Below are 23,457 nucleotides of genomic sequence, written 5' to 3'. Positions count from 1 at the left end.
TCTATCAGGGTTATTTCGATCCGCCGCTCTAGCGAGGCCACGAACCCTGTCGTCGACAAGAGATGATGACGACGGCCGCTTACAGGCTTACCAGGGCACAAGCCGAACGGCGGATTAGACTGGTAAAAATTCGACCGCCGTCGAAGGATTTGTGGTGTGGTCCCGCTAAGCCGAGACGCTAGGCGGCCCACTTCGTCGCGGTCCAGATCGTCAACAGGACGATCGCAAAGACGGTGATGACCTGACCCCAGAGAATCTTGGTCGCGGACACGAACATCTCTCCTTTCGGAAAAGAGATCGGAGTCGAAACTCGCCAAGTGCAAGCGCAATGGACGCCCGTTCCTAGCCGATCTGGTGCGCGCGAAAAACTTGAAGGAATGTAAGTCGCCGGGCGTGGCGAACCTCGCGGCGGCAAGCCGTCCAGCCTCACGGGCTCAGGATAAGTTCAGCGCCGCACGCCTCGGCAGAGTTCAGGGCCGAACAATGCGCCGGACAGGCGCCCGGCTGGCCCTCGCCACGCGCCAGCCGCATGGCCACCTCCGCACGGACGTACGCGGTGAAGACCATCGCATCATCGGTGCGGAGCCATCCGTCTCGCCGCTCTCCCGACGCACATTCGATGCCGGCATGGGTCCAGGAAACCTGCGCGTCCAAGGTATAGCTGGCTTGAACGTTGATTGCGGCAAGGCGACGAATGGCGAACTGCCGCAAGACGCTGTTCCCCAGCAGTGTAGCCACCAGCGGTACGATCGCCCTCAGAAGTGGAGCTGTCGGCACTATGCTGGAGGCAGCAACCACGGAGGGAGCACCGCTGGCCCGCCGGCAGACCAGCGTTTGACGGCCAACGGCAGCTACCGCGCAAAGCCGGTCGTTCGGCATCCGTTCGCACCAAGCGTACGCAAAGCGCACTTTCGTGTTGTGCCCCCAAGGTCGGCTTTGAACACCGCATCGAGCAGATCGGCCGATCGATTCATAGGCGCGACATGCGGGGCGCACGGTAGCTTCGCAACAGAAAGACTTTGCCGCATTGATCGGCAAAAGCCTACAACCCCGAATCATCGATCAGGCCGCGCCGTGTTCGACGAACAGGGCCAACGTGCGCTCTCGGGCGAGCTTAGCGTCGGCGGGATCGGCGTCCGACCGCCCTTCAATGTTAAAACCGTGACCCGAGTTTTCATAAATATAGACGGGGGTGATGGGATGAGCGGCGGTAAGCTTGGCCTGGACCTTGTCGGCGGGGATATAGGTGTCCTTACGGCCGAAGTGGCAGATCACCGGATTTTTCAAGCTGAGATCGGCCAGATCAATGACACCGCCTCCGTAATAGCTGGAGGCAGCCGCCAAGCCCTCAAGCTGCGTCGAGGCGTGCCAGGCCACGGTGCCTCCATAGCAATAACCGACGATGAACACCGGCCCGCGCGGCGCCAGAAAAGCGATGCAGGCGGCGACGTCGGCCAGAGCAACTTGGGGATCGGTTTTCTCTCTCGCAGCGTAGCCAGCGGCCATACCCTCGGCGTTGTGTCCGCCGACGAAGCCCGGCGCCGCACGATCAAACATAGAGGGCGCCAGCGCCTCGAATCCCAGCGCCGCCCAGCGCTCGACGTCAGCCAGGATATATTGATCGAGGCCAAAAATCTCCTGCACGACGATGACGCCGCCGCGCCGACGTCCTTTGGGCTGCGCGTGCAGCGCGGCGAATTCGAATCCATCTGCCGCGGTACTCCTGATCTTGATCGTCTCGGTCATGGGAACTCCTCGTTTTTGGGGTTCAACACATATTCATCTAGCGAACGTCTTGTTGTGGGAACGCAGGGCACCTCCAATGGTGCGTATCTGCGACAACGGTGGGATCAGTTGGCGCCGGGTCAAATGGTGCGAGGCTTGGAACTCAGATCATTTGGGGGCGGTCGCGGCAGGTAGATCCTGAACCCTATCGAGGTCCGCCGCCCAGGGGTCCTTGCCGGGCACCGCAAGGCCGTCGGCTGCGAAATCCAGCATCGCATCGTTAGCCTTGGTGTAGGCCTGCCACTTGGGCAGACCGGGACCATTGGGATCGCCCGTCTTCACGAAATTGACGAGGTAGCCGCTCAGAGCCACGCCGACGGCGCTATCCCTGGCTGTGGCCGCCTGGCCGTATTTGACGCTCACCGTATCGAACCAATACGGCAGATCGCCAGCGTGAATTACACCTTCAGTGGCCAACTTACGCAGAGACTCCGCAATATAGGAGAATCGGTAATAATAGGTCGGCACGCCTCGGTCGGCGATCACGCCGGCAAGGTGGCGCGCGCCCCGCAGCATAAAGCCGGTCTTGCCGCCGAGATCGGCGCTGGTGGCGCCGATCATGGTCGGGACATGATGGAAACGGCCAGCGCCATAGGCCGCGGGGGTATCGACCGCTAACGCTCCATCGATGAAAGGGACGGCGACGTGCACGGGCACCGGGCCAGGTCCGTCGTTGAGTTCGGCCTCGGAAAGGGCGCGCAATTTGCTCAGTACCAAAGGATCTTCCGCAGCAATGCCTTTCGAACTGGCGAAAGCGACCCCCAAGCGCTCCGCGCCAGCCAGGCTTTGCTCGCCGCCCATGCCGTTGCCGTCTCCACCCGAGGCGATCACGGCCTTGCTGAATAAACCATCGGTGAGCGGTGACGTGACAAGGACATGGACGGACATGCCGCCGGCGCTTTCTCCCACGACAGTGACGTTCTTGGGATCTCCGCCGAACGCGGCGATGTTGCGCTGCACCCATTTGAGCGCGGCGACTTGGTCCATATAGCCATAATTGCCAAGCAAACCCGCGTCGGCGTCGGCCTTCGTCAACAGCGGGTGGGCGAACGTGCCGAACCGCGCGAGGCGATAATTGAAGCTCACGACGATAATGCCTTGTCTGGCCAGCGGCGCGCCAGAATAGATCGCCGGGGAGGACCCCCCCTTTGCGTAGCCGCCGCCGTAGATCCACACCATCACCGGCAGCTTGCCCGTCGCGGCCGTCGGTCTCCAGACATTGAGGTAGAGACAATCCTCCGATTCTTGCGTGCGGATCGGCGCGACGTCGCTGGGAGAAGTCTGCACGCAATCGGGGCCATAGGTTGCGGCGTCGCGGACACCTGTCCAGGCCGCCGCCGGCTGCGGGGCGCGCCAACGCAACGGGCCGACCGGCGGCGCGGCGAAGGGAATGCCTTTGAAGGAGTCGACGCCGTCTGATGTGACCCCTTTCAGTTTTCCAGTCGCAATGGTCACCTCGGTCGCGTCGCTGGCGCCGACAACGGTTAGACCGCTCGCCGCCATCGCAGTATTGCTCACTAAGGATTTCATCGCTCATGCCCCCCCGACGTCCTAGTTCCATGCGGCCCGAGCTTGAGCTTGGTCATTGTCTTCCTCCTTTGCGATAGGACGTCGGCATCAGGTCCCGTGCGACGATGACACGGACTGGGAGACCCGAACGGAGCGCACCCGTCGCACGCTCGCGCTCATTGCGTGTGATAACGCGTAGCGAGTTGAGGCGCTTGAGCGGCGAAAGCCGCGAGGTCGGCTTTGAACACCGCATCAAGCAGATCGACCCGCTCGACGCCGGGAGCACAGAGGACCTCGCCGATGGCCAGCCCTCGCAAACTGGCGGTCACGACTTCATCCGCGGACATGCGAGGCACCGCGCTGAGGTCGAGCCCCTGGCGTTCGTGAAACTCGGTTGCGACGACGCCAGGGCAAAGCGCTTGTACTCGCAGACCTTGAGACTTCAGCTCTTCGTGGAGCGCTTGCGACAGCGCGACGATGTGGGCCAGCGTCCCCGTGTAGGCAGCCCGGCGAAGCGGCAGCTTTTCGATAGGAAGCGACCCGCTGAACGCGAGCATGCCCGACACGTTGATGATAGTGCCCTCGCCTCTCGCGATCATGCCGGGGACAGCGGCTCGGGCCAGCATCGTCGGAGCGACGACCTTTACGTGAAGAAGCTCGCTCGCCTTGCCGGCTGGAAGCTCGGCGAACGGCATATAGTGGGCGACGCCGGCGTTGTTGACGAGCATTGTCAGTTCTTCACGCGCACACTCGGCGGCAACCGTCTCGATGCCGGCATCAGTGCCGAGGTCGGCTACCAATGGATGAACCTCGACATTCGGAAGCATGGCAATGAGCTCTTCGAGTCGATCGCGGCGACGGCCCACGACAATCAGGTTGTACCCATCGGCGCCGAGCCGTCGAGCAAAGGCCCGACCGATGCCGGAGGATGCGCCGGTGACGAGTGCCAATCGCGGACGGCTGTCACTGCCGACTTCACGATCGGGCGTTCCTTCCTCGAATTTGAGTGTTCGTTCAGACATTGTCATAATCCTCCCGATTTGTTGGTGGGCTTGGGCGCGATCATTTTGAAATCGTCGACAGCAAAGCCCGCGTCTCGGCGACAACGCGATCTTGGAACTTCGGGTCACGTGCGAGCACGGAGCCCAGCATCGGATTGCCGCCGTCGTCGAAATAGACACCGGTCTGACCTGACTCATTGATCAGGACTTTCGTGACGACGCGGGCGGCTCGCTTTGGGTTGCTCCAAAATTTCATGAAAGGCGCGAGCAGCGGAAGGATGTGCTTCAACACGAAGCGGACCGAGCCACTGGCTTCGCGCGCCAGGCTGGTGCCGGGATTGAATCCCGGCTCGACCGCGTTGACATGCACACGAGGAGTCTCGCGGGCGAGCACCATAGCCGTAGCGAGGTTGCACTGCTTTGACGTGGCGTAGGCGTCTCCGCCCGGGGTCGCGGAGCCGCCGGGCTTCCACTCGCCGCGCGCGCTTGCCTCCACGGAAATGTAGCGACCGCCGCGGTAGCCGGCGGCTACCGCGGGCTTGCGCTCGGGATCTTCGACACCGGAGCAGACGAACACAATGTTCGATCCGTCGGGGAGATGCGGCAGGAGCGCCTCGGTTAGGGCGAACGGTCCGAGCTGGTTCGTCGCGAATGTCATGTCCCAGCCGAGCGCGTTCTTCGTGGCGCCCCCTTGATGGATTCCCGCATTGTTGAGCAGGCCGACGATCGGAAGCTGAAGGGCGATGATCTCTGCAGCCGCGCGCCGCACGCGCGCAATATCGGACAGGTCGCACACGACCACCGCCGCGCGCCGGCCTTTTTTCTCGATCTCCCTTCGGACCTCGTCGAGCTTCTTGGCGTCACGTCCGACCAGCACAACCGTTCCGTGCTTGGACAGTTCGAGCGCCGTGGTGCGACCAATGCCCGAGGTCGGGCCGGTGACGATGTATGCCCTTCGGTCTGGAGATACGTGCATTGAACTCGTAGTCGGCATATTTTGCTCCGTTAAATACCTGTCTAGTCAGTCATTATTCCGGCAAGAAATTAGGCGAGCATTCGCCAGAAGGCCTCAAAGCCAGTCAGGCAGTGCTTGTCCGCATTGGCCGGGTCAGCGATCATGAAATCCATCGTCGTGTCCCCGATCGCGCTCATCAAAGCGGAGACGAACCCAATTGGCGCATCGCGCAATGGACCGTTTTTGCGGCTCCGCTCCAACAGGACGGCTATGCCGAGCATCGCCTGATGGGCAGCCATTCGGGACTGCGGGGTGATGTCTTCCGATACGCTCAGTTGCGCCAGCGCCCGGCGTTTTTCAGGGCAACACACCGCCCAACGAGCCCAGTGGCGCCACATATGCAGCAATTGGCTGCGCGCATCGCTGTCGCTCGGGAGTCTCTCCAGGCCGACGGTGGCCATCTCGGTTTTTAGCTCGACATAGAGCTGATTTAGCAAATCGGCCTTCGTCTCGAAATAAGTGAAGAGAGAGCCGTTAGAAACGCCGGCCTCCTTCGCGATGGTCGCCGTCGCTGCGGCCAGCCCTTGGGCCGCGATGACGCGGGTGGCGGCCGACATGATCGCGCTTTGCTTCTCGTCGCTTCTGGGTCTGGCCAAACGTCGTCTCCTTAGGCAAGGTAATCAGTATATAAAAGAGTGTTTGGACAGTCAAATATTATATCTCGTGTTTAGAAGAAAAACGCCCAAGCGCACCCGTCATAGCGACCCGGAATCTGTTCACCGACGAATCGGTAGTCGTTACTTTCCTGAACCCTCGGTCCCCCGTCATGAATGCTTCCAGCATGAGCAGAATCAGCGTCGCCACATCAACCGGCTCACCGTAGGTCTGCGCATGCAGCGCGGCGTACCGGTCAAGATCGGCCTTGAGGGGAGCCGGGCACGCGAAAGTCAGCTTGACATTCTGCATATCCGATAGCGGCCCGAGCCGCAGTTTTTTCGAGGATGCACTCATGGCATCGACCCTCGCTGGATAAAGAGCCGCTGGTATGTCCGCAGCACCAGATCCTTGTTCACCATTACGTCGACCTGAAACCCCTACCGTACCGTCATCAGATTGCGGCGGGTGATCTCCTGACCGACCTGATTGGCCGTGTCCTGCGCGCTGTCGCGCAGCGCGAGGACCGCATTGCCGTTGATGTCGCCTTCGTTCGAGGTGGCCAGTTCGGAGCTGACGCCCAGTAACGCGGATAGCGCACCACCGACCAGGATACGGCCCCAGTGCCAGTCCACGCCGTCGGCTTGTCGGTGTGGCGCGCGCGTCAGTTGCGCCTCGTCACCATGCGTTTTGATACTTTGAACCGTTAGCCTTAAGCTTCGCTGTTGTGGATAAAATAAGGCGGCACGGGCGGCCCCCACAGGTACAGAGAGTCTTCCGGCGGAAAATCGCCAGCCGGCCAATCGTGGCCCGCGGATATGAAATCGATATCCGCCGAGTACTCGCAAAACGAACCCCACGGGTCCAGAACGTAATGGAAATAGTTCGAGCCGAGCACATGTCGCCCAGTCCCCCAACCTTTGGTGAACCCGGCTGCCGCCATTTGTGCGGCGCCCTCGCCGACCATATCGACGTTGTCGACATCCCACGCCGAATGATGCCACCCGCGCGCGTCGCTTTTGGCAAACGCTATTAGATGATGGTCGCTGCCGTGCGGTGCGTGCGTAAAGGCAATGGCGTCCAGTGATTTATCCGACAGCCGGAGGCCGAGCGCCCGATAGTAAAAGTCGACAGCAGCTGGCACATTTGGCGAAAACAGCATGACGTGTGAAAGCCGCCGCGGCCTGACGGGTTGCATCGAAGAGCGCGTGCACGCGCCACGCGCATCGGCCGCCGCGCCGGAGTAACTGGAGGGATCTTTGGCTTGCGGCGTCGTCTTCGGACCGACTTTGATCTGAATCAAGTTGCCATCGGGATCGTGAAACCAAAATCCCGTGTCTTTGTCACCGGGCACAGGAGAGATCAGTGGTGCACCCGCACTGAGTACCTGTTCGCGGAGCGCCTGTAAATCGCTAGCGTAGCAATTTAAGCTTAGATATACCAATGACTTTTTTTCGGCCGGAAGAATGCGAGCCCATCGATGGCCGTCGGTCGCGCGCAGATCGAGTTCTTCACCCTGCACCGAAGCGCTTCGGACTTCGAGACCGAACGCTTCAAAAAATCGCTTCGCGTCTGGAATGGATGGCACGTTGAGGGCGAAATGGTCAATCGAATGCACGCCGGCGTGGTAGCGCGCCTGGGTAAGCTCGGTCATGGGAGATTCCTGAGTTTGTGCGCAAATGCCAGCGTCGGTACTACTTCTCGTGACGACCATTCAGGTCGCCGCTTCGTCGACGACGACGTTATGCAAGGTGCCGATCCCTTCAACACTGATTTCGCAAATATCACCGTGTTTGAGCAGTAGCCTTGGCGTGCGCGCCCAGCCGATGCCAGAGGGCGTTCCCGTCACAATGACATCGCCCGGCTCAAGTGTGATGGCCTCGCTGATGACGCTGATGAGGGCCGCGACATCGAAGATCATGTCGTCCGTGCTCGCCGACTGCACCACGTCGCCGTTCACGCGCGTTTCGAGCCGAAGACCTTTTGCACCATTCGGGAGTTCGTCTGGAGTAACAAGGTCCGGTCCAAACGCGCCGGTGCCATCGAAGTTCTTCCCTACGGTCCATTGCGGCGATTTGAACTGGTATTCGCGCACTGAACCATCGTTAAAGAGTGAATAGCCAGCCACGCAAGACAGCGCATCTTCCTTACTGATATAGCGTCCGCCCTTGCTAAGCACCGCCGCGAGTTCACCCTCAAAATCGAGTGAGTCAGACGCACGCGGCCGCACCATCGGTTGTCGGTGGGCGATCAAGCTCGTGTGGACGCGTAAAAATATCGTCGGATAATCAGGCTGCTCATAGGCGCTTTCCTTTGTATGATCCGCGTAGTTAAGGCCGATACAAATGATTTTCGGTGGGCGCTGCAGCAGTGGCAGAAAAGTGAGTCCCACCGGATCGACCACCTCCGCGCCGCCTCCGTCGTCGCCGTAAGTCGCCAGATCAACACCGCGGGCAATTAGCGAATCTAGAGATTCTTCTCCGATCACGCGAATACCACCGCTCTCACGCACGCCGAGCAGCGGTTTTCCGTCTTTGATAAATGACACATAACGCATAGCAACCTCAAACTTGTAGAAAATAAAAAGGGACGCCGGCCATCATTCGTTAACGCTCAGCGAGTATCGGCGAAGGAAACGCGCGAAGGCTTGGCATATTTCATCGTTTGCTCGGCACGCCGATGCGGAGACATCGAAGAAACCGAAGAACAGATGAAATAAATCTTCGAACCGGTATAACTGAACGGACACGCCGGCCGCGCGCAGACATCCGGCGTACGCGATCCCCTCTTCGTAAAGAGGATCATGGCCCGCGACTGCGATAATCGCAGGCGGCAACCCGGTGAAATCAGCCGCACGTAACGGCGATGGCGGAAACTTGCCGGCCTGCGTCGCGTTCGATCCCATGTACAGACGTACTGTGTCCCGTAGATCGGACGGGGTAAGCATCGGGAAATCTCTACGCCTGGCCTCGATGCTTGTCGTATCGCGAGCCATGTCGATCCCAGGCACGACCAAAAGTTGTGCTGCGATACGCGTGCCGCTATCTCTTAGCGTCATCGCGGTCGATGCAGCAAGATTGCCGCCTGCGCTTTCTCCGGCCACACCAATGCGCGAGGCGTCGCCGCCCAGAACAGAGACGTTTGCGATCGTCCACAACGTCGCCGTCACCGCGTCGTCGTGCGCAGCCGGGAACGGATGTTCGGGTGCCAGGCGGTAGTCGACCGAGACGACAACCGCATCTATGTCGCGACAGAGCTTGCGCGCGATGTTATCCATCAATTCGACACTGCCGAGTACGAAGCCACCTCCGTGAAAAAAGACAATCGTCGGCAACCGTGGTTTCGCGTCCATGGGGCGATACACCCGAACAGGGACCCGGGCGCCGTCATGTTCCGCGACGCAGTCCTCGGTACAACTTTCAATTGACGTAAAGGATCTCTTGCGTGCTGCCGTGACAGAAAGTCGAAGTCGCTCCCGCGCCTGCTCCGGGGTGCCGGAAAATGGCGGCGGAGCCTTGGCCGTGCGGGCAGCCGCGACAACAGCCGCAAGTTCGGGATCGAGTGGGCAATGCATGGCGGTCTCTTTCATTAAAGGCCGAGAACGTACTGTTGCGAAGCGAACGCACGTCCCCTAAGGGCGTCCAGATCGACATCCAGCATGCGGCCGTGCCGCTTGACTGCGCGTCCTGCGACAAACACTGTGTCGACGTTGCCCGCATGAGCGGCCAACACGACGGCGCCGGCTGCATCGGAGACAGGCATCAGGTTGAGGTCGTCGCTCCGGATCAGGATGATGTCGGCCTGCTTGCCGGGTGTGAGCGAGCCGACCTTGTGCGCAAGACCGTTCGCACGCGCGCCGGATACGGTCGCAAATTCAAGTACATCGCGCAAAGACAGCGTCGCCGGTGCGTGCTTGATATGCGAGTGATTACCGCCCATCCAGGATCTGTAATAAGCGAACGCGTGACGCATCTGCGTGAACATGTCCCCGGAACATTTGGTTTCTGTGTCGCCGCTCAGACTCGGCTTGATACCGGCCGCAAGCAAGCGGTCAAACGGAATATCGCCGATACCCTGGGCATTCAATTCGCAGTGAACGCCCAGTGATGCGCTGACACCTGCATCGGCCATCATCGCAATCTCATCCTCGCCGGAAAAACAGCAGTGCACGAACGTCAGGTCATCCCCCAGCACGCCGGCGTCGTGCATCTGGGCGATGGCGCGCACCGAGCCGTTGCGCGCATAAGCACCCATGTGAATGCTCGAGCGAATATCGAGTTCGCGCGCGAGGCGAAGGTCGTCCAGCCAGATCTCACGTCGCGCCATTTCGGGACCGCGTGCGGCCATGGCGAGCGTAAGCAGTTGGTCGTCGGAAGAAAAGTATTGCTCACGCAGCCGCCGAATGTCTCGTGGATGTCCGCGTTGGCTGTTGAACATCCACGCCGCACCGTCGACCAGCGGCCAACCATGCGCAAACACCCCCCGGATGCCGGAGTCCCGCAAGCCCAGGATCGCTGCGTCGGCGTGCTCGGGGCTATTCTGAACGTGGGACCAGTCGAGCATGGTCGTGATGCCGCTGTCCAGCGCCGAGACGGCCCCCAGCAGGGTCCCGACATAGACATCTTCCGTGCGGAACGCGGCGCCTTTTGCACCGAGCATCTCCGCGAAATAGATCTGCGGGTCAATGTCCGCATAACGATGGCGGACGCAGCTCTGCCAAGTGTGACGATGGGTGTCGACAAAGCCTGGCAACACGAGCATGTTGCGGGCATCGATACGCGTGGCTTCGGGCGCGTCGATGCGTGGAGCCACCGCAGCAATCCGTTCGCCCTCGATCAGGATGTCGCCACAATGTAGATCGCCGATGGCTGAATCCATGCTCAGGATCCAGCCACCCGATAGCAAAAGGCGTCGTTCGGTCATGGCCTCACCTCCTCAGCCATTTGGAAAGCTGCAGATCGACTTCAGCGACGCTGGCTGTGTTCTCACTTGCCCACGCTACATACGCATCGGGTCGCAGCAACATGCCCTTGACGCCAGTCAACGCCGCCGGCACGCGCGCGACGCGTGCCCGAACCACCTTGACTGGAAGTCCGGCCACATCGACCGTTTCAAACTGGCGACTAAAGCCTTCGAGATCCAGAAGCACGAAGTGCCGGTCCCTCAGCAGTTCGGCAACGCGGACTGGGTGCCCGTCCAACATCATGAGGTCGAAGTCCGGCACGCGCTGGCCCGTCAAAGGATGAGCATCAGGGGCGCTCGGATAGGGTGTCTCCAGACCGCACAGTTCCAGCACGAGCTTGCGCTGCACATCGGGCAGCGGAATGATGTGCTGCGCCATGCGGCGCTTGAGCGCCACAGCCTCTGTTTCGAAGTTGAACTGCAGCGCACACTGCGCCTTTACACTTTCCAGCAAAGCGTGCATCACCGGCAGACGTTCCTCGTTGTAGGAATCGAGGCTTTTTTCGTCGGCCACACCCTTGATGACATTGGCGAGCTTCCAGCCGAGATTGAAGGCGTCCTGCAAGCAGAAATTCATGCCCACGCCGCTGGCAGGATAGTGAATACGCGCCGACTCGCCGACCAGGAACACGCGCTCTTTGCGTAGCGTCGGCACCGAGCGCATCTGATCATCGAAGCGAGACGCCCAACGGTAGCTGGTAATGCCGTAGTCGGTGCCGTGCACGTCGCGGATGCATTGCAACGCCTCTTCAAGGGTGACCGGTTCGTCCTTCGGCGCATGGCGCCGATCACGATGGACAATGTTGAAGCGCGTGATGCCCTCGCCAAACGCATAGCCACGCACCCAGCCTAGTTCGTTGTCGACGTTAATCCGGCCGCCCTGCCAGGGGGCTTCCAGGTCCGCGTCAAGGACAATGCCGCGGAACGTTCCAGAGCGACCTTCAAACGGAATCCCAGCCTGCGAGCGCACGATACTGCGACCGCCATCGGCGCCGACGACATACAAAGCACGAAGGGTCGAGAGCCCCCCGGCCGCGTCGACGACCTCGACCTCGATGCCATCTGCGTCCTGGCTGAGCATTTTGACCTCCGCCCCGCGGCGAACTTCAGCGCCACTTTCGATCGCCCAGTCCCAGAGGATTTCCTCTGTCATGTTTTGCGGCAACCCGAGCGTGAAGCCGAAGCGTGTCTCCAGGTACTGCCATTCAATTGGATGAAATCCCGCCCAGATATGCGATGGGCGAAACGGATAATCGACAATCTCGCAGGTTTTCCCGATAAAACGATCGGCGATCCCGCGGGCATCAAACAGCTCCAGCACGCGCGGCAAAATGGTGCCCGCGCGCGACTGAACACCCTCGGTGCGACGCTCAAGCACCAACGTCCTGACCCCCGAACCCGCCAGTTCGGCCGCCATGGTGAGGCCTGATGGCCCACCGCCCACAACAATCACATCCCATTGCATTGCATCTCTCCATCAAGACTGGAATCTAGAGTGGGTCCCGCATCGAGCGTCGTTCGATCAGAACGCATGCGTCATCCCGGCTTCGAGCACGAGCTGTCGCGACGCCGACGCCACGGGCTGATTGCGCATCACCGCCAATTGCCCGCTCCCGGCTACTTGAAGGACACCAAGCACATACAGGCTCGTTCGCTTGGATAACGCGTAATCCACGTGCGCGTGAAACTGATTCCACTTGTAGGTGTCCAATTTGGTGTACGAATAGCCACCGCCGATGCGCAGGTCCGGCATGACATATTTGTAGGCACCTACGTCGATTGTTTGCGCGGTCTCCGACTCGCCAACAGCGGTGAGACGCGTGTAGCTGTAGTTGCCCATTACGCGCCAGCCGTTATCAACATAGGCAAGACCCAGTGTGCCGGTGTTCTGGTTCTGGTTGATCGTCGCGGCGGGCGTCTTGCTGAAGTTGATACCGTAAAGCTCCGTCACGCCCAGCTTGAGCGCCGGTGCGTATGGAACACTGTTCACCGACTCCCATATCAGCACCGCCTGAAATGGTCCACCGGCGTAGTTCACATCAACGCCCACGACACGGCCGGTGTTGGTAGTCGAGTCTGCTTGTCCAAAGCCATACATTGCACCGAACTGAAAGCCGCTCAACGTCGGTGACTTGTATTTGACCGTGTTGTTCAGCGAGTTGCCGACGGTCCGGTCCAGGTTACCAGGGTGCGTTGCCAGCAGCGAGGTGTAGCGCTCCGAGGTGAACGGGACAGCGTCCGCCAGCAGGTCGTACATGGAACCCAATGTGAGCGTGCCTTTGCTGAGTGAACTCAAACCAACGTAACTTTCAAACGGCGTGCTGGTCCCAGTGTTCAGAAACGCATATTGGCTAAAACGAAAGATCGCGGACGTATCGCTGTCGATCATTTCCTTGCCCGACAATACAAAGAAAGGTACCGCGTGCGTGCCGGACTCTTGATACCGGACTCCGTTTCCTGCGTTGTTGGTGTACGAAACCCCCAAGCCGAGCAAACCGGCCAGCGTAACGCTGGATTGTGCTTGCGCGCAAGTTATCATTGCCATTCCAATAGTAATACTAACTACATGGCATACCTTGACTTTCATTCCGACCTCGCTGCTCGTGTTAGATCTGTCTTACGGGTATTCCATCGCTGCAGAATATGGTCAACCCGAACGTCAACTGGTTGGGCATTCGTACTTTCGCATCAGGGCATTCGGACCCCCTCGCCGAGCGAACCGGACATCCCTTCGCGCCGAACGAGGTTGCGATAAAGCACGAGCGACGCGCCAATCGCTACGGTGCCGGAGCCGGCGAAAACCAAGGCCATCGCAGACGCCAATGCACCCGGATCTGCGCCAAAGACGTGCTGGCCGACAAGCGCAATCAGCGTCGGTGAGAAGCCCTGTCCGATCAATCCGTTGAGCACGAGAACGATCGCCATCACGATACCGACCGAGAGCGCAGGGACGGTCCTCGAAACAATCGTCGCCGTCACTGCCATGAAGGTCCACGAAAACAGCACGACGATTGCGTCTACCAACCAAAATGTTACTAGGGCATCGATCTGACATAGCCACACCGTCAGTGCCGTGACTGCAAGACTCACGACCACGCCCACGAGCGCGACACCTGAAAGGCTTGTGCCGCCTTTCCGGTCCATGGCCATGCCCGCTAGCCACAGTCCGACTGGCCCCATCGTCAGCAACAGGCCACCTTGCGTCGCGCCAATGATACTCATGCCCACATGAAAGCGGCGCGTCGTCATGGTAGGTATCCAGGCTGCCAGACCGTAGGTGATCATGGCATTCGAGACTGAAAAGACCAGCAGCGGCAAGATGATCGCCCGATTGACGACAAGAAAACGTACAGCTTCCGCCATCCCCTGTTTCTCGCTTGAGGCGCCATCGCGCTGACGTCCCGGATCCTTATTCAGAAAGATAAGAAAGCCCATGGGCAACCCGGCAATACCGATCAGGAACAAGGTCGTTTGCCAAGACGCAACTTCACCGATCATTGGAATTGAATGAATGCCTGCGGCCTGAATCGCGCCCATCAGGGGACCGCCCAGGACCAGCGACAAACCGGTGCCCAGCATCAGCGCCATCGTGTACACGGAGAGTGCGCGAGCGCGGCGCTTCTCCTCTATGCCGTCCCTGATCAATGAATAGGATGACGGCGGTATCAAGGCTTCCGCTGCGCCGACAATGACCCGCGCGATGATCAGCACAATGAACGCCGAGGCCGCTGCGTTGGCCGCCACCGCGAGCGACCAGATCAACACGCCAGCCCCAATGACGACTCGCCGGTCGAATCGGTCTGCCAACCAGCCGGCTGGTAGTCCCACGACGATATTGGCGACGGCGAACGCCGCGCCAATAAGAAAACTGATCTGGACATCGCTGACCCCGAAGTCACGCTGAATCGGGCCTACCATCAGCACGAGAACGTTCTTGTCGATTTGCGCCAACATAGTCACGACTGTCAGGCTGGCCACCAGCCCCCATTGTGAATGGGCTGTGTTTCCGCTGCGATGCTTTTGCATACCTTGACTGCCTCTGTATTTAGTGAGATGCGGAATCTTCGTTGCCGGCGCGGCATAGGCCAAACGAGGGTTGTAGGTACAAACCCACGCGATTCGTCGGCCCGCGACAGGTGGAAACCCTTAAGGGCGAGCTGGAGGTGACAAGTGCAGCGCAGGCACCGAATTTTCTCGGCGAGCATCACTGAGGGAAAGGAACATGCTTGTCTCCGTATCTTTTGCATCCGACTAGCCGCAGATGTTGTTTGAGCGAATTATAGATTTCGCGGGACATTTGCAAAATTTATTGTTTAAATGCATTGCATCCATCGCGTAAATTTAGGAAAGCTATGCGCTACAACAAATTGGACCTCAATCAACTGGTCGTGCTCGACGCATTGCTGTCTACGAAAAGCGTCGGCAGAGCGGCCGAACGACTGTTCCTAAGCCAGCCGGCGACGAGTTGTTCGTTGAGTCGTCTGCGGGAATATTTCGAGGACGAGCTACTGATACCAGTGGGCAAAACGCAAGTGCTGACGCCCTTGGCCGTGGAGCTCATTAAGCCAGTGCGGGACGTCCTCTTGCAAATCCAGACAATCACGCGCGCGCGACCTACGTTCGAGCCGGCCACCTCGACACGGCGCTTCACGATCGAATCGTCGGACTACGTAATCAGCGTCTTTCTAGCAGAGGTAGTAAGAAGAGCAACGAGACTCGCCCCGCTGATGCAGTTCGACCTCCGAGCTATCAGTCCTCAGACGCCGGAGCATCTGGATAGCGGGGAGGCAGAGTTGCTGATCGCGCCGGAGTTTGCGACGGTACCGGGACACCCTGCAGAGGCGCTGTTCGAAGACACGTTCTCATGCCTCGTGTGTGCCAACCATCCAAACGGAGGAACGAGCCTTACACCCGATCAATATTTCGAAGCAGCGCACGTGGGAGTGGAATGGGGAGGTGGCCGGCGAGTGACATTCGACGCGCGGCTGATTTCCACGGGTAAGCGTGTTCGCCGGCAAGACGTAATTGCGCCGAACTTTACGCTCGTGCCCGAGCTTCTCATTGGAACGTCGAGGATTGCCACGCTGCCCTCGAGGCTCGCACATCAGATGGCGCAGCGATTTCCGGTGCGAATGCTGCAATGTCCGATTTCGATCCCCAAGTTCGCGGAGAAGGTTCAGTGGCACAAGTACCAGGAACGCGATCCGGCTATCGCCTGGCTGCGTACGTTATTGCGCGAAACGGCGCTGGATTTGCCGACGGTCGAGACTGACGTCGCTTCGCAGCGGCCCTCAAAACCACGTTCCCCAAAGCGAAGGCCCCATGCAGGGTAGTGACATCAATAGTTGTTGCCACCCTCAGGCGACAGTCATGTTACCCCCGGCAGTCACCGACAAAGGAGGCCATCCAGATTCGAAGCCTTCGTCGCGGGGCCACTGGCAGTTTGAGTAGGTCTGGGCGCGGATCGTGGCCCAACAAGGTCATATTGATGTACCCCCCGCCCCCCGTCCGAAACATCAGGATAGGACCGGAAGACTATCGTTTGACGCTTGTTGGTGAAGGCCCTAGATTTCAGGCTGACACACTACCTAAAAGGGCGTCGTCACATCAAAGTTTTGGGCTCGTAGTGTAGTAGTCCGATGGACTGAATTTTCCTCAAAAGCCAGACGGATTTTAGCTAAGTTCAATGAAACTATGCCACGCGGCAACGCGCTCGCCGAGTTGTTTCGGTAGAGCGACGCACGAAGTAAATGTCGCCACAGTGCGAAGTGATGGCGGATCACGCCCTGAGGCAACCCGTCAGGGTTTTTGAGCCGGAAGAATATTTCTGCAGTTCATCCACCCGTAGAAGCGGTCGCACTGATTGCCGAAGGCAGCGAACAGGTGCCGCGAATTTGTAGGCTGACGCCCCACGGACCCTGGAATGAGGTGTATCCAGATACCGTCAGGCTACCGTAGCAGTCAAGTGCTGGCCGACTGCACTACTTCGCCGTTCAGACGCGTCTCGAGTCGCAACCCTTTAGCGCCCGCAGGCAGTTCGTCCGCCATGATGAGGCCGGGACCGAAGGCGCCGGTCCCATCGAAATTCTTGCCGACCATCGATTGTAGCGATTTGAACTGGTATTCGCGTACGGAGCTGTCGTTGAAGAGCGCGTAACCAGCGACGCAGGACAATGCGTCGTCCTTGCTGATATACCGGCCGCCCTTGCCTAGCACCGTGGCGATCTCGCCTTCGAAGTCGAGCGAATAGGAAGTAGTCGGCCGCATCATCGACTGCCGATGCGCAATCAGGCTCATACGGATGCGAAAGAAGATCGTTCCGCAAGTCGCTTGGGATCGACCGGTATGCTGAATACTCGACGACAAAACGCGTGCAGTGAAGCTCCGGTGTTTCACCAAAAGCCGGCGTTAGGATGTTGGTCATGGCGGGAAAGACGCGGCATCGGAGATGTTGACAATACTGCGTCGGACCAATCCATTCATCAGTTTAACCAAGCTTTCACTTTAGATCGGGAACGTAGGCCGTACGCGCCGCGGTTATCCGGTCAGCGTTCGCCGCGACCCACTCGGCGAGGCCGCGAACCGGACAAAGAAAATCCTCGCCTAGCGCCGTAAGAGCATATTCGACCTGCGGCGGCTTGACTGGCGTGACGGTCCGTCTGACAAAGCCATTCTGCTCGAGTTCCCTAAGGGTCTGAGTCAACATTTTCTGGCTGATCTCCCCAACGTCTCTGCGAAGCGCATTGAACCGGCGCGGCCCACGCCCGAGCGTTCGGACTACAAGCAGGGTCCATTTATCGCAGATCCGCGCGAGCATCCGGCTAAGGTGCTCGCAGACTGCGGGATCTTTTTGTTCACTTGGTTTCGAAATGGTGCCTTCTTGTGTAGACATGGAAATCCTCGTAGGCTAGTTTCTTTCAGTAACTACCATACATGAGGAAACCATGACTGTTAAGCCCCGTATCGCTCTCATTGTCAGCTCTACCCGACCGACAAGGTTCGCCGATAAGCCAGCGCACTGGATGCTCAAACAAGCCCAAGCGCGTCAAGACATGGACGTCGAGCTGGTCGATCTGCGCGACCACCCGCTGCCTTTTTTCTCCGAGGTTGCGTCGAATCTGCGCGTGCCGAGCAAAGATCCCGAAGCCATTCGGTGGCAGCAGACCATTGCCAAATTTGATGGCTACATTTTTGCCGTTGCTGAATACAACCACTCGATCACTGGTGCGCTCAAAAACGCTCTTGACCAGGCATACAAAGAGTGGAACCGGAAACCCTTCACCGCGATTGGCTATGGCAGTGTGGGCGCAGCGCGTGCCATTGAGCATCTGCGAGCGATCAGCATCGAATTGCAAATGGTTGCGACACGGGGCGCCGTCCACATCGGCGGTAGCGATTTCATGGCCGTATTCCCGATGGGTGGCAACAAGCCAATCGAGGAGATCGAGGCCGGCCTGTTACCGTCAGCCACAGCCGCCCTGGACGACCTAGTCTGGTGGGCCAAGGCGACGATGGCTGCTCGCACGGCAGCGGCCTAGCCATCCGCCGGGTCGGCAAACGCTCTATGGCGGCCCGAAAATCCCGGTGGTTTTCATTGGAAGCCAACCTACTCGTAGTTCTCCGCCTAAGGACAGCATGATGACGCAAACGCGGCTCCCGACCTATTTCCTCTCCCATGGGGGCGGACCGTGGCCATGGATGAAAGACTTTCGACCTGGTGCTTACGACCAACTCGAGGCCTCGCTTCACGATGTGCGGCGGGAAGTCGGGCAGGCGCCTCGTGCTGTCCTGATGATTTCCGGGCATTGGGAAGCGAGCAGTTTTCTGCTGTCGTCCGCCGCTCGTCCACCGATGGTCTACGACTATCAGGGTTTTCCGGAGCACACCTACCGCATCCGCTATGACGCGCCTGGTGTCCCGGCGCTGGCGGAGGCGGTGCGCGCCATGCTCGAGCGTGGCGGCGTGGCCTCCGGCCTCGATCCGCAGCGAGGTTTCGACCACGGCACCTTCACCCTGATGCACACGATGTACCCGGAAGCAGACATGCCGCTGGTGCAGCTCTCGCTCAGGGCGGATCTCGACCCCGCTGCGCACATCAGGGTCGGCGAACTACTAGCCCCGCTCCGTGACGAAGGCGTTCTGATCGTCGGCAGCGGATTCAGCTATCACGACACCCGGGGAATAATGAGCGGAGCAGGTGCTGCGGCTTCGGCGGCATTCGATCGATGGCTCAACGACACGTTGGTCGAGTCGTCCCCGGATGAGCGCCGCCACCGCCTGCTGCGCTGGTCGGCCGCGCCAGCTGCGCGCGCCGCGCATCCTCGTGAAGATCATCTCATTCCCCTAATGGTCGCAGCCGGCGCGGCGGGAGACGAGGCTGCGACCCGCATCTATCACCAGGGCGACTTCATGGGGGCTATAACGGTATCGAGTTTCCGCTTCGGCGCACCTGTGGTGCCGGTTACCCAGCTCAAGCTCGAAAAATCGGTTTAACCGTGTCGAAGACGATCGATCGGCGCGACTGTCTGGTTAAACGAGTCCGAGAACTCTCCGAGTTCGCCGGTCAGGTGTCACGTGATTGCGGTGGAGGAACGTGTCTGGAGTCTTGAGCTTCGCACGACGCGGCTCAAGTTCCGTGGTGATGACACCGTCACTATGTCTAGTAATACCGACACGACCAATGGCCAGCTGCTCGATGTCGGCGAAGCCGTTCCCCGCAGCTTTCACGTTGACCTTGGTCTGATCCAGTACCGCGAACACTCGCCGAATGTCTTCGAGAAACACCTGTCCTGCCCAGGTCAGGCGCGTACTGCGGGTGGGCGCTCGAACAACTGCACGCCCAGATCGGCTTCGAGTTCCTTGATCGTGCGAGACAAGGGCGACTGCTCAACGTGCAGCCACTCCGCCGGGCGCGAAATGCGTTCCTCCGCAACCCCGACGAAGCAACGCAGATGGCGAAGTTCCATTGATCCGATCTCTGTTGGCGACAAGTACCGAACCAACTGGCGATTCTTCCTCTGATGCATTGGCAAATTTCTGCGTCAGCTCGGTTGACTCCCAGTCGACATCCTTATTCGGTATCAGGAACCCACGTTCATATTATTCCGGATCCGGTTTGGTTCACCTGTCGCTGGACGAAGCAGGCAGTCGGCCCAGTCATAAAATGAAAGCGTAACGAGTACCGCAACTCGTGCCAACGGACCTGCCGTATAGCGTCCCATCGCCGGCTTATCTAAATAGCAGACCGACTGGGCGAACGATGACCCACTCCACAGTCTGTTTTCCGCGTCGTCCGCTCCGCGAGCGCCTTGTCAATGATTGCTGCCGTGAATATCGGCTCGATACGCGGACGACAATGCGGCTGGGAAAGGAGATCTCGCGGTTATCGCTCAAGCCGATACCACTTTGCATTCTGAATCGTCGGACGTTCGCACGTCTGCATTCGGTAAAAATGCTGGAGACACCGACTGACATGAGCGTTCCAAGCGATAGGTTCTTCTGGTCCGATGCGTCCAACGAAGGCCTCCACGCCTGCCGATCCATGCCGCCGACGCACTGAGCCTATTCGCTCGGCTACAACTTCAACACTGACGCCCGAACAGCGACGAATCACCGGTTGTTCAAACGGCTGTTCGCGTAGCTATAGAAGAGCCCGAGGCGATAAATCACCCCTGCTCCAGTTGGTCCATACGCGCCTGCAACTGCGGGAATTTCGAGCCGCCCGATTCAATGGCTTCGAGAATGTTCGCCCGTTTCAGCTGATTGTCGGCGTTGGACGATTGAAGCACAGCGATGCGCGCACTTAGGGCCGCGAGTTCCGATTTGACCGTATCGCGAGTCTGGAGGCACGCATCGAGATCCAGCGCCTGCAGTACGTGAGAAGAATACGTTCGAATCGAGGATATTCCCACGGCACATAGTGGCAACCCTTTCCTTCTTTCGCTAGCGCGCGGACCAGCAATTTTGCACGGGGCCCACTGTACTCTTCGTTCACATACACCATGGACCCATTACAGTGCCCACAGCGAAGGAGTCCAGAGAACAGATTCGAGAAAGTCTGCCCCTTCCGTCCCACACTGTCCGTTCGGCGCGATTGCCGGGCGGTCTTCGCAAGAACGAACTCTTCGTCCGAAACAATTCGCGGAAAGTAGTTCGGAGCCGGATCGCCCTGTGGAATGCGCTTCCCGTTGACTAGCGTATGCGGCTGGAAATCGCCGAGCACGGCCCGGTTATCTAGAATCTTTTTGATGTACGATGCGTGCTTCCGATCAGTTGATCGTGTTCCCCATGTAGCTAAGTTCCGCTGGTTCACCCGCCTCGCGATTGTTTCCGAGCCGATCTCGTCTTTCGACCATTCGAAAATTCGTTGCACAAGCTCCACGCGATCCGCAATGAGCGCGTAGTCTATCCTTTCGGCATTCAGTTTGAGCCACGCTGGAGCCATTTCGGTCCAGTTTCGTGTCGCCAATTCCGCCGCGCGTCGCCTTCCACGCCTCCTTCAATCGGCTGCTTTTGGCTTGCGATTCTTCGTGCGCCCGGGACGGGACATGATCGCAAGGTTGATGATTGACGTGAAAACCTGAAGCGCATCCCTAACGTGCGCACGAGAAATCCGGTCAAGCGACTCTACGAGCAGATACGACCCCGGCTCAACCGCACCTGAATCAACAAGGCGGAAAAAGGCACCGAGTCCAATTTATTGGACGTTCAATTTGTCAAAAGCCGAAACCCCACGGTCGCGGTACGTGAGTTGTTCATCGATGGTCAGACCGTGAACCTCTGCGTATTTCCGTGAAAGATCAGATTGCCGCCGAAATGAGTCACCATGCCGTTGTTCGGGCGTCGAGAAGCGTTATATGTTATGGCCGCAGGGCCTAGACCTATTGCCCTGACAGATGGGTTTACTTGGCCACGACTCCTGGAACTACTCGTCGGCCAGTCAGACTCGGGAGCCGCCGCCGCGGCGCTTGATCAATTAGATTCATGACTGAGCGTTTCCCGTCCGCTCACGACCTGGCATTTCATCGCTTCCCCCAGGTCCTTCAGCTCGCCCAGCCCTGCGAACCGATTACAGGCTGGTCCGTGCATCGTCCGATCATGCGCTGACACGAAATTCTCACAAAATAAGAATTTGATTGATCTGCACGGAGAATATCGCCTATCCTGTCGAGGTGCGCCATCTGCCGCGAGAACAGCTCGGGGCGCCTCGTCGTGCAGACGATCACTGGCTCGAAGCGGTTGCTCGATAAGGAGGGCTTGAAATGTCGAAGGTGGCACTCATAGAGTTTTGGCGTGACCTGATTCTCTCCGATGAAGCGATGGAGCGGTACAAAGCAAATCGCGAGGATGCCGTCGCACGGTACGATCTGACCGAAGAGGAACGGCTAAGTCTCTTAAATGATGATTTTGCCGCCATCTACAAAAGAGGCGTTCCGCTGGAACTGCTTTTTCAAGGCATCCTGCTCGCCGGAATCCATCCGCGGGAATATATGCGAACACTTCATAGAGGCCTGGAATATACCGGCCGCGGATTGATAGCTTCCGGAGCCGAGTCTCCAGATAACTCGGGGAGCTGGACTCCATCGCCATGAGTACATTTTCACGCCTCAGCACAACTGAGCCATACGCGTCGAAGACTCATAAACATTGGCAATTGACCGATAAAGGAAACATCCATGGCAGATCTCGTGGCGGCGTTCGCGATGTCGCACTACCCGCAACTTACCCATATCCCGGAATTCGTCGAGCCCCATTTTTGGGATGAGCTGCATGCGGGATTCGAGCGCGTCCGTTCCGAACTCGCGGAAAAGAAGGTCGATACGTTGGTGTTCTTCGCGAATGATCATTTCCTCGCGATGAGCCCTAACTTCTACCCCACCTTCGGCATAACGACTATGGAAGAAGGTGTTGGCCCGGTAGAAGGGTATATCGGAATGGACCGGAAGAGCCGGCATCTGCCCTTCGACAGCGCGCTCGGCGAATGGCTCTTGAGGGCCAGTGTCCGGAACAGCTTTGACATGACACGCATGGGCAGTGTTTCGCTCGAGCATTCGCTTCTGACAATCGCGAATAAGCTGACGCCCGGACTGAACGTATCCCTGCTTTGGATCTTTCAGAACTGCATGCTTCCCCCGATACCTAGCATCGGACGCTGTCATGAACTGGGCAGGACGATCGGACAAGCTATTCGAGAGTGGCAGGAGCCGCGTCGCGTCGCGGTGATCGGGACCGGCGGCTTATCTCACTGGCTCGGCACGCTCGACACATTCGTGGACGACCGGGACTGCTCTCCGCTCGATCGCCGTCTCCTGGGCATGCTTTGCGAGAACAAAGGGGCCATCGCCGCGGTCACCGATGAAGAGATCGACGAGGGCGGAAATGGCATAGGTGAAATTCGCAACTGGGCAGCTGCCGCCGGCGCGGCTGGCGGGCCAGGCGAGGTAATCGTCTATGGCCAGGAGCGAACCAATTGTGGCGTCGGAATCATGCGTTTTGAGGTTTCGGCAGCAGATGCCTCAGGCTCGACGCAAAGCACGCAGCAACACCGGGAGTTGGCTTGAACGCGGCATGACGCCGCGCAAGCAGTTTTTG

At 59.0% G+C, this 23,457-nt stretch carries 23 protein-coding genes and 2 pseudogenes; 5 read left to right on the top strand and 20 right to left on the bottom strand.

What is annotated here, in order from left to right; translation table 11 throughout:
* Positions 1–426: 426 nt before the first annotated feature.
* From ACSQ36_RS45550 to ACSQ36_RS45480, 15 genes are all read right to left on the bottom strand, one after another.
* Positions 427–711 (bottom strand): hypothetical protein, encoded by a 285-nt coding sequence (locus ACSQ36_RS45550; protein ID WP_436187383.1) that lies wholly within the window; start codon positions 709–711, stop codon positions 427–429.
* A 351-nt stretch (positions 712–1,062) separates the two neighbouring features.
* Positions 1,063–1,746 carry a dienelactone hydrolase family protein gene (locus tag ACSQ36_RS45545; RefSeq protein ID WP_436187382.1) on the bottom strand — a complete coding sequence of 228 codons (684 nt, stop codon included), beginning with the start codon at positions 1,744–1,746 and terminating at the stop codon, positions 1,063–1,065.
* A gap of 147 nt (positions 1,747–1,893) precedes the next feature.
* A complete protein-coding gene (locus ACSQ36_RS45540) occupies positions 1,894–3,315 on the bottom strand; it encodes a carboxylesterase/lipase family protein (protein WP_436187381.1) in 1,422 nt (473 codons plus the stop codon).
* A 155-nt stretch (positions 3,316–3,470) separates the two neighbouring features.
* A complete protein-coding gene (locus tag ACSQ36_RS45535; RefSeq protein ID WP_436187380.1) occupies positions 3,471–4,316 on the bottom strand; it encodes an SDR family NAD(P)-dependent oxidoreductase in 846 nt (281 codons plus the stop codon).
* 40 nt (positions 4,317–4,356) lie between these two features.
* Complete coding sequence (locus ACSQ36_RS45530; protein WP_436187379.1) at positions 4,357–5,289, bottom strand: SDR family NAD(P)-dependent oxidoreductase; 933 nt, start codon at positions 5,287–5,289, stop codon at positions 4,357–4,359.
* Positions 5,290–5,339: 50 nt separating this feature from the next.
* Positions 5,340–5,906 carry a TetR/AcrR family transcriptional regulator gene (locus ACSQ36_RS45525; protein WP_436187378.1) on the bottom strand — a complete coding sequence of 189 codons (567 nt, stop codon included), beginning with the start codon at positions 5,904–5,906 and terminating at the stop codon, positions 5,340–5,342.
* A gap of 58 nt (positions 5,907–5,964) precedes the next feature.
* Positions 5,965–6,261: a DUF2274 domain-containing protein gene (locus ACSQ36_RS45520; protein ID WP_436187377.1), complete on the bottom strand. Its 297-nt coding sequence runs from the start codon at positions 6,259–6,261 to the stop codon at positions 5,965–5,967.
* Positions 6,262–6,344: 83 nt separating this feature from the next.
* Positions 6,345–6,539, bottom strand: coding sequence for a hypothetical protein (locus ACSQ36_RS45515; protein WP_436187376.1), 195 nt, complete (start codon positions 6,537–6,539; stop codon positions 6,345–6,347).
* Between the two features lie 77 nt (positions 6,540–6,616).
* Positions 6,617–7,558 carry a VOC family protein gene (locus ACSQ36_RS45510; protein WP_436187403.1) on the bottom strand — a complete coding sequence of 314 codons (942 nt, stop codon included), beginning with the start codon at positions 7,556–7,558 and terminating at the stop codon, positions 6,617–6,619.
* A 60-nt stretch (positions 7,559–7,618) separates the two neighbouring features.
* Positions 7,619–8,461, bottom strand: a complete 843-nt coding sequence (locus ACSQ36_RS45505; protein ID WP_436187375.1) for a fumarylacetoacetate hydrolase family protein — start codon at positions 8,459–8,461, stop codon at positions 7,619–7,621.
* A 42-nt stretch (positions 8,462–8,503) separates the two neighbouring features.
* Positions 8,504–9,478, bottom strand: a complete 975-nt coding sequence (locus ACSQ36_RS45500; protein WP_436187374.1) for an alpha/beta hydrolase — start codon at positions 9,476–9,478, stop codon at positions 8,504–8,506.
* Between the two features lie 14 nt (positions 9,479–9,492).
* Complete coding sequence (locus ACSQ36_RS45495) at positions 9,493–10,827, bottom strand: amidohydrolase family protein (protein WP_436187373.1); 1,335 nt, start codon at positions 10,825–10,827, stop codon at positions 9,493–9,495.
* A 4-nt stretch (positions 10,828–10,831) separates the two neighbouring features.
* The gene (locus ACSQ36_RS45490) at positions 10,832–12,331 is read right to left on the bottom strand and encodes an FAD-dependent monooxygenase (RefSeq protein WP_436187372.1); all 1,500 of its coding nucleotides are present in this window, start codon (positions 12,329–12,331) and stop codon (positions 10,832–10,834) included.
* Between the two features lie 57 nt (positions 12,332–12,388).
* Positions 12,389–13,405: a porin gene (locus ACSQ36_RS45485; protein ID WP_436187371.1), complete on the bottom strand. Its 1,017-nt coding sequence runs from the start codon at positions 13,403–13,405 to the stop codon at positions 12,389–12,391.
* Positions 13,406–13,554: 149 nt separating this feature from the next.
* Positions 13,555–14,892: an MFS transporter gene (locus tag ACSQ36_RS45480; protein ID WP_436187370.1), complete on the bottom strand. Its 1,338-nt coding sequence runs from the start codon at positions 14,890–14,892 to the stop codon at positions 13,555–13,557.
* 326 nt (positions 14,893–15,218) lie between these two features.
* On the opposite strand from ACSQ36_RS45480, the gene ACSQ36_RS45475 reads away from it, so the two are divergent.
* On the top strand, positions 15,219–16,199 hold the full coding sequence (locus tag ACSQ36_RS45475; RefSeq protein WP_436187369.1) for a LysR family transcriptional regulator: 981 nt from the start codon (positions 15,219–15,221) through the stop codon (positions 16,197–16,199).
* Positions 16,200–16,830: 631 nt separating this feature from the next.
* Here ACSQ36_RS45475 and ACSQ36_RS45470 read toward each other — a convergent pair.
* Together ACSQ36_RS45470 and ACSQ36_RS45465 are read right to left on the bottom strand one after the other, a co-directional pair.
* A pseudogene (locus ACSQ36_RS45470) lies at positions 16,831–17,184 on the bottom strand (fumarylacetoacetate hydrolase family protein); the annotation flags it as partial.
* 181 nt (positions 17,185–17,365) lie between these two features.
* Positions 17,366–17,758, bottom strand: a complete 393-nt coding sequence (locus ACSQ36_RS45465) for a winged helix-turn-helix transcriptional regulator (protein WP_436187368.1) — start codon at positions 17,756–17,758, stop codon at positions 17,366–17,368.
* A gap of 52 nt (positions 17,759–17,810) precedes the next feature.
* Here ACSQ36_RS45465 and ACSQ36_RS45460 point away from each other — a divergent pair, with 52 nt between their 5' ends.
* Positions 17,811–18,404 carry an NADPH-dependent FMN reductase gene (locus tag ACSQ36_RS45460; protein WP_436187367.1) on the top strand — a complete coding sequence of 198 codons (594 nt, stop codon included), beginning with the start codon at positions 17,811–17,813 and terminating at the stop codon, positions 18,402–18,404.
* A gap of 100 nt (positions 18,405–18,504) precedes the next feature.
* On the top strand, positions 18,505–19,359 hold the full coding sequence (locus ACSQ36_RS45455) for a dioxygenase family protein (protein ID WP_436187402.1): 855 nt from the start codon (positions 18,505–18,507) through the stop codon (positions 19,357–19,359).
* Positions 19,360–19,494: 135 nt separating this feature from the next.
* On the opposite strand, the pseudogene ACSQ36_RS45450 reads toward ACSQ36_RS45455, so the two are convergent.
* The 3 genes and pseudogenes from ACSQ36_RS45450 to ACSQ36_RS45440 all read right to left on the bottom strand — a co-directional run.
* Positions 19,495–19,832: pseudogene (locus tag ACSQ36_RS45450) on the bottom strand (LysR family transcriptional regulator); the annotation flags it as partial.
* Between the two features lie 699 nt (positions 19,833–20,531).
* Positions 20,532–20,777, bottom strand: coding sequence for a hypothetical protein (locus ACSQ36_RS45445; RefSeq protein ID WP_436187405.1), 246 nt, complete (start codon positions 20,775–20,777; stop codon positions 20,532–20,534).
* Positions 20,669–21,310 (bottom strand): recombinase family protein, encoded by a 642-nt coding sequence (locus ACSQ36_RS45440; protein WP_436187366.1) that lies wholly within the window; start codon positions 21,308–21,310, stop codon positions 20,669–20,671. The genes ACSQ36_RS45445 and ACSQ36_RS45440 overlap by 109 nt, the downstream gene beginning before the upstream one ends.
* An 817-nt stretch (positions 21,311–22,127) precedes the next feature.
* Between ACSQ36_RS45440 and ACSQ36_RS45435 the strand changes: the two genes are divergently transcribed.
* Both ACSQ36_RS45435 and ACSQ36_RS45430 read left to right on the top strand, forming a co-directional pair.
* Positions 22,128–22,457, top strand: a complete 330-nt coding sequence (locus ACSQ36_RS45435; RefSeq protein ID WP_436187365.1) for a hypothetical protein — start codon at positions 22,128–22,130, stop codon at positions 22,455–22,457.
* Between the two features lie 84 nt (positions 22,458–22,541).
* Positions 22,542–23,426 carry a hypothetical protein gene (locus tag ACSQ36_RS45430; RefSeq protein ID WP_436187364.1) on the top strand — a complete coding sequence of 295 codons (885 nt, stop codon included), beginning with the start codon at positions 22,542–22,544 and terminating at the stop codon, positions 23,424–23,426.
* Positions 23,427–23,457: the final 31 nt, after the last annotated feature.

It is taken from the genome of Caballeronia sp. LjRoot34 (assembly GCF_964253815.1).
Classification (GTDB): domain Bacteria; phylum Pseudomonadota; class Gammaproteobacteria; order Burkholderiales; family Burkholderiaceae; genus Caballeronia.
This window is presented reverse-complemented; position numbering and strand designations above follow the sequence as displayed.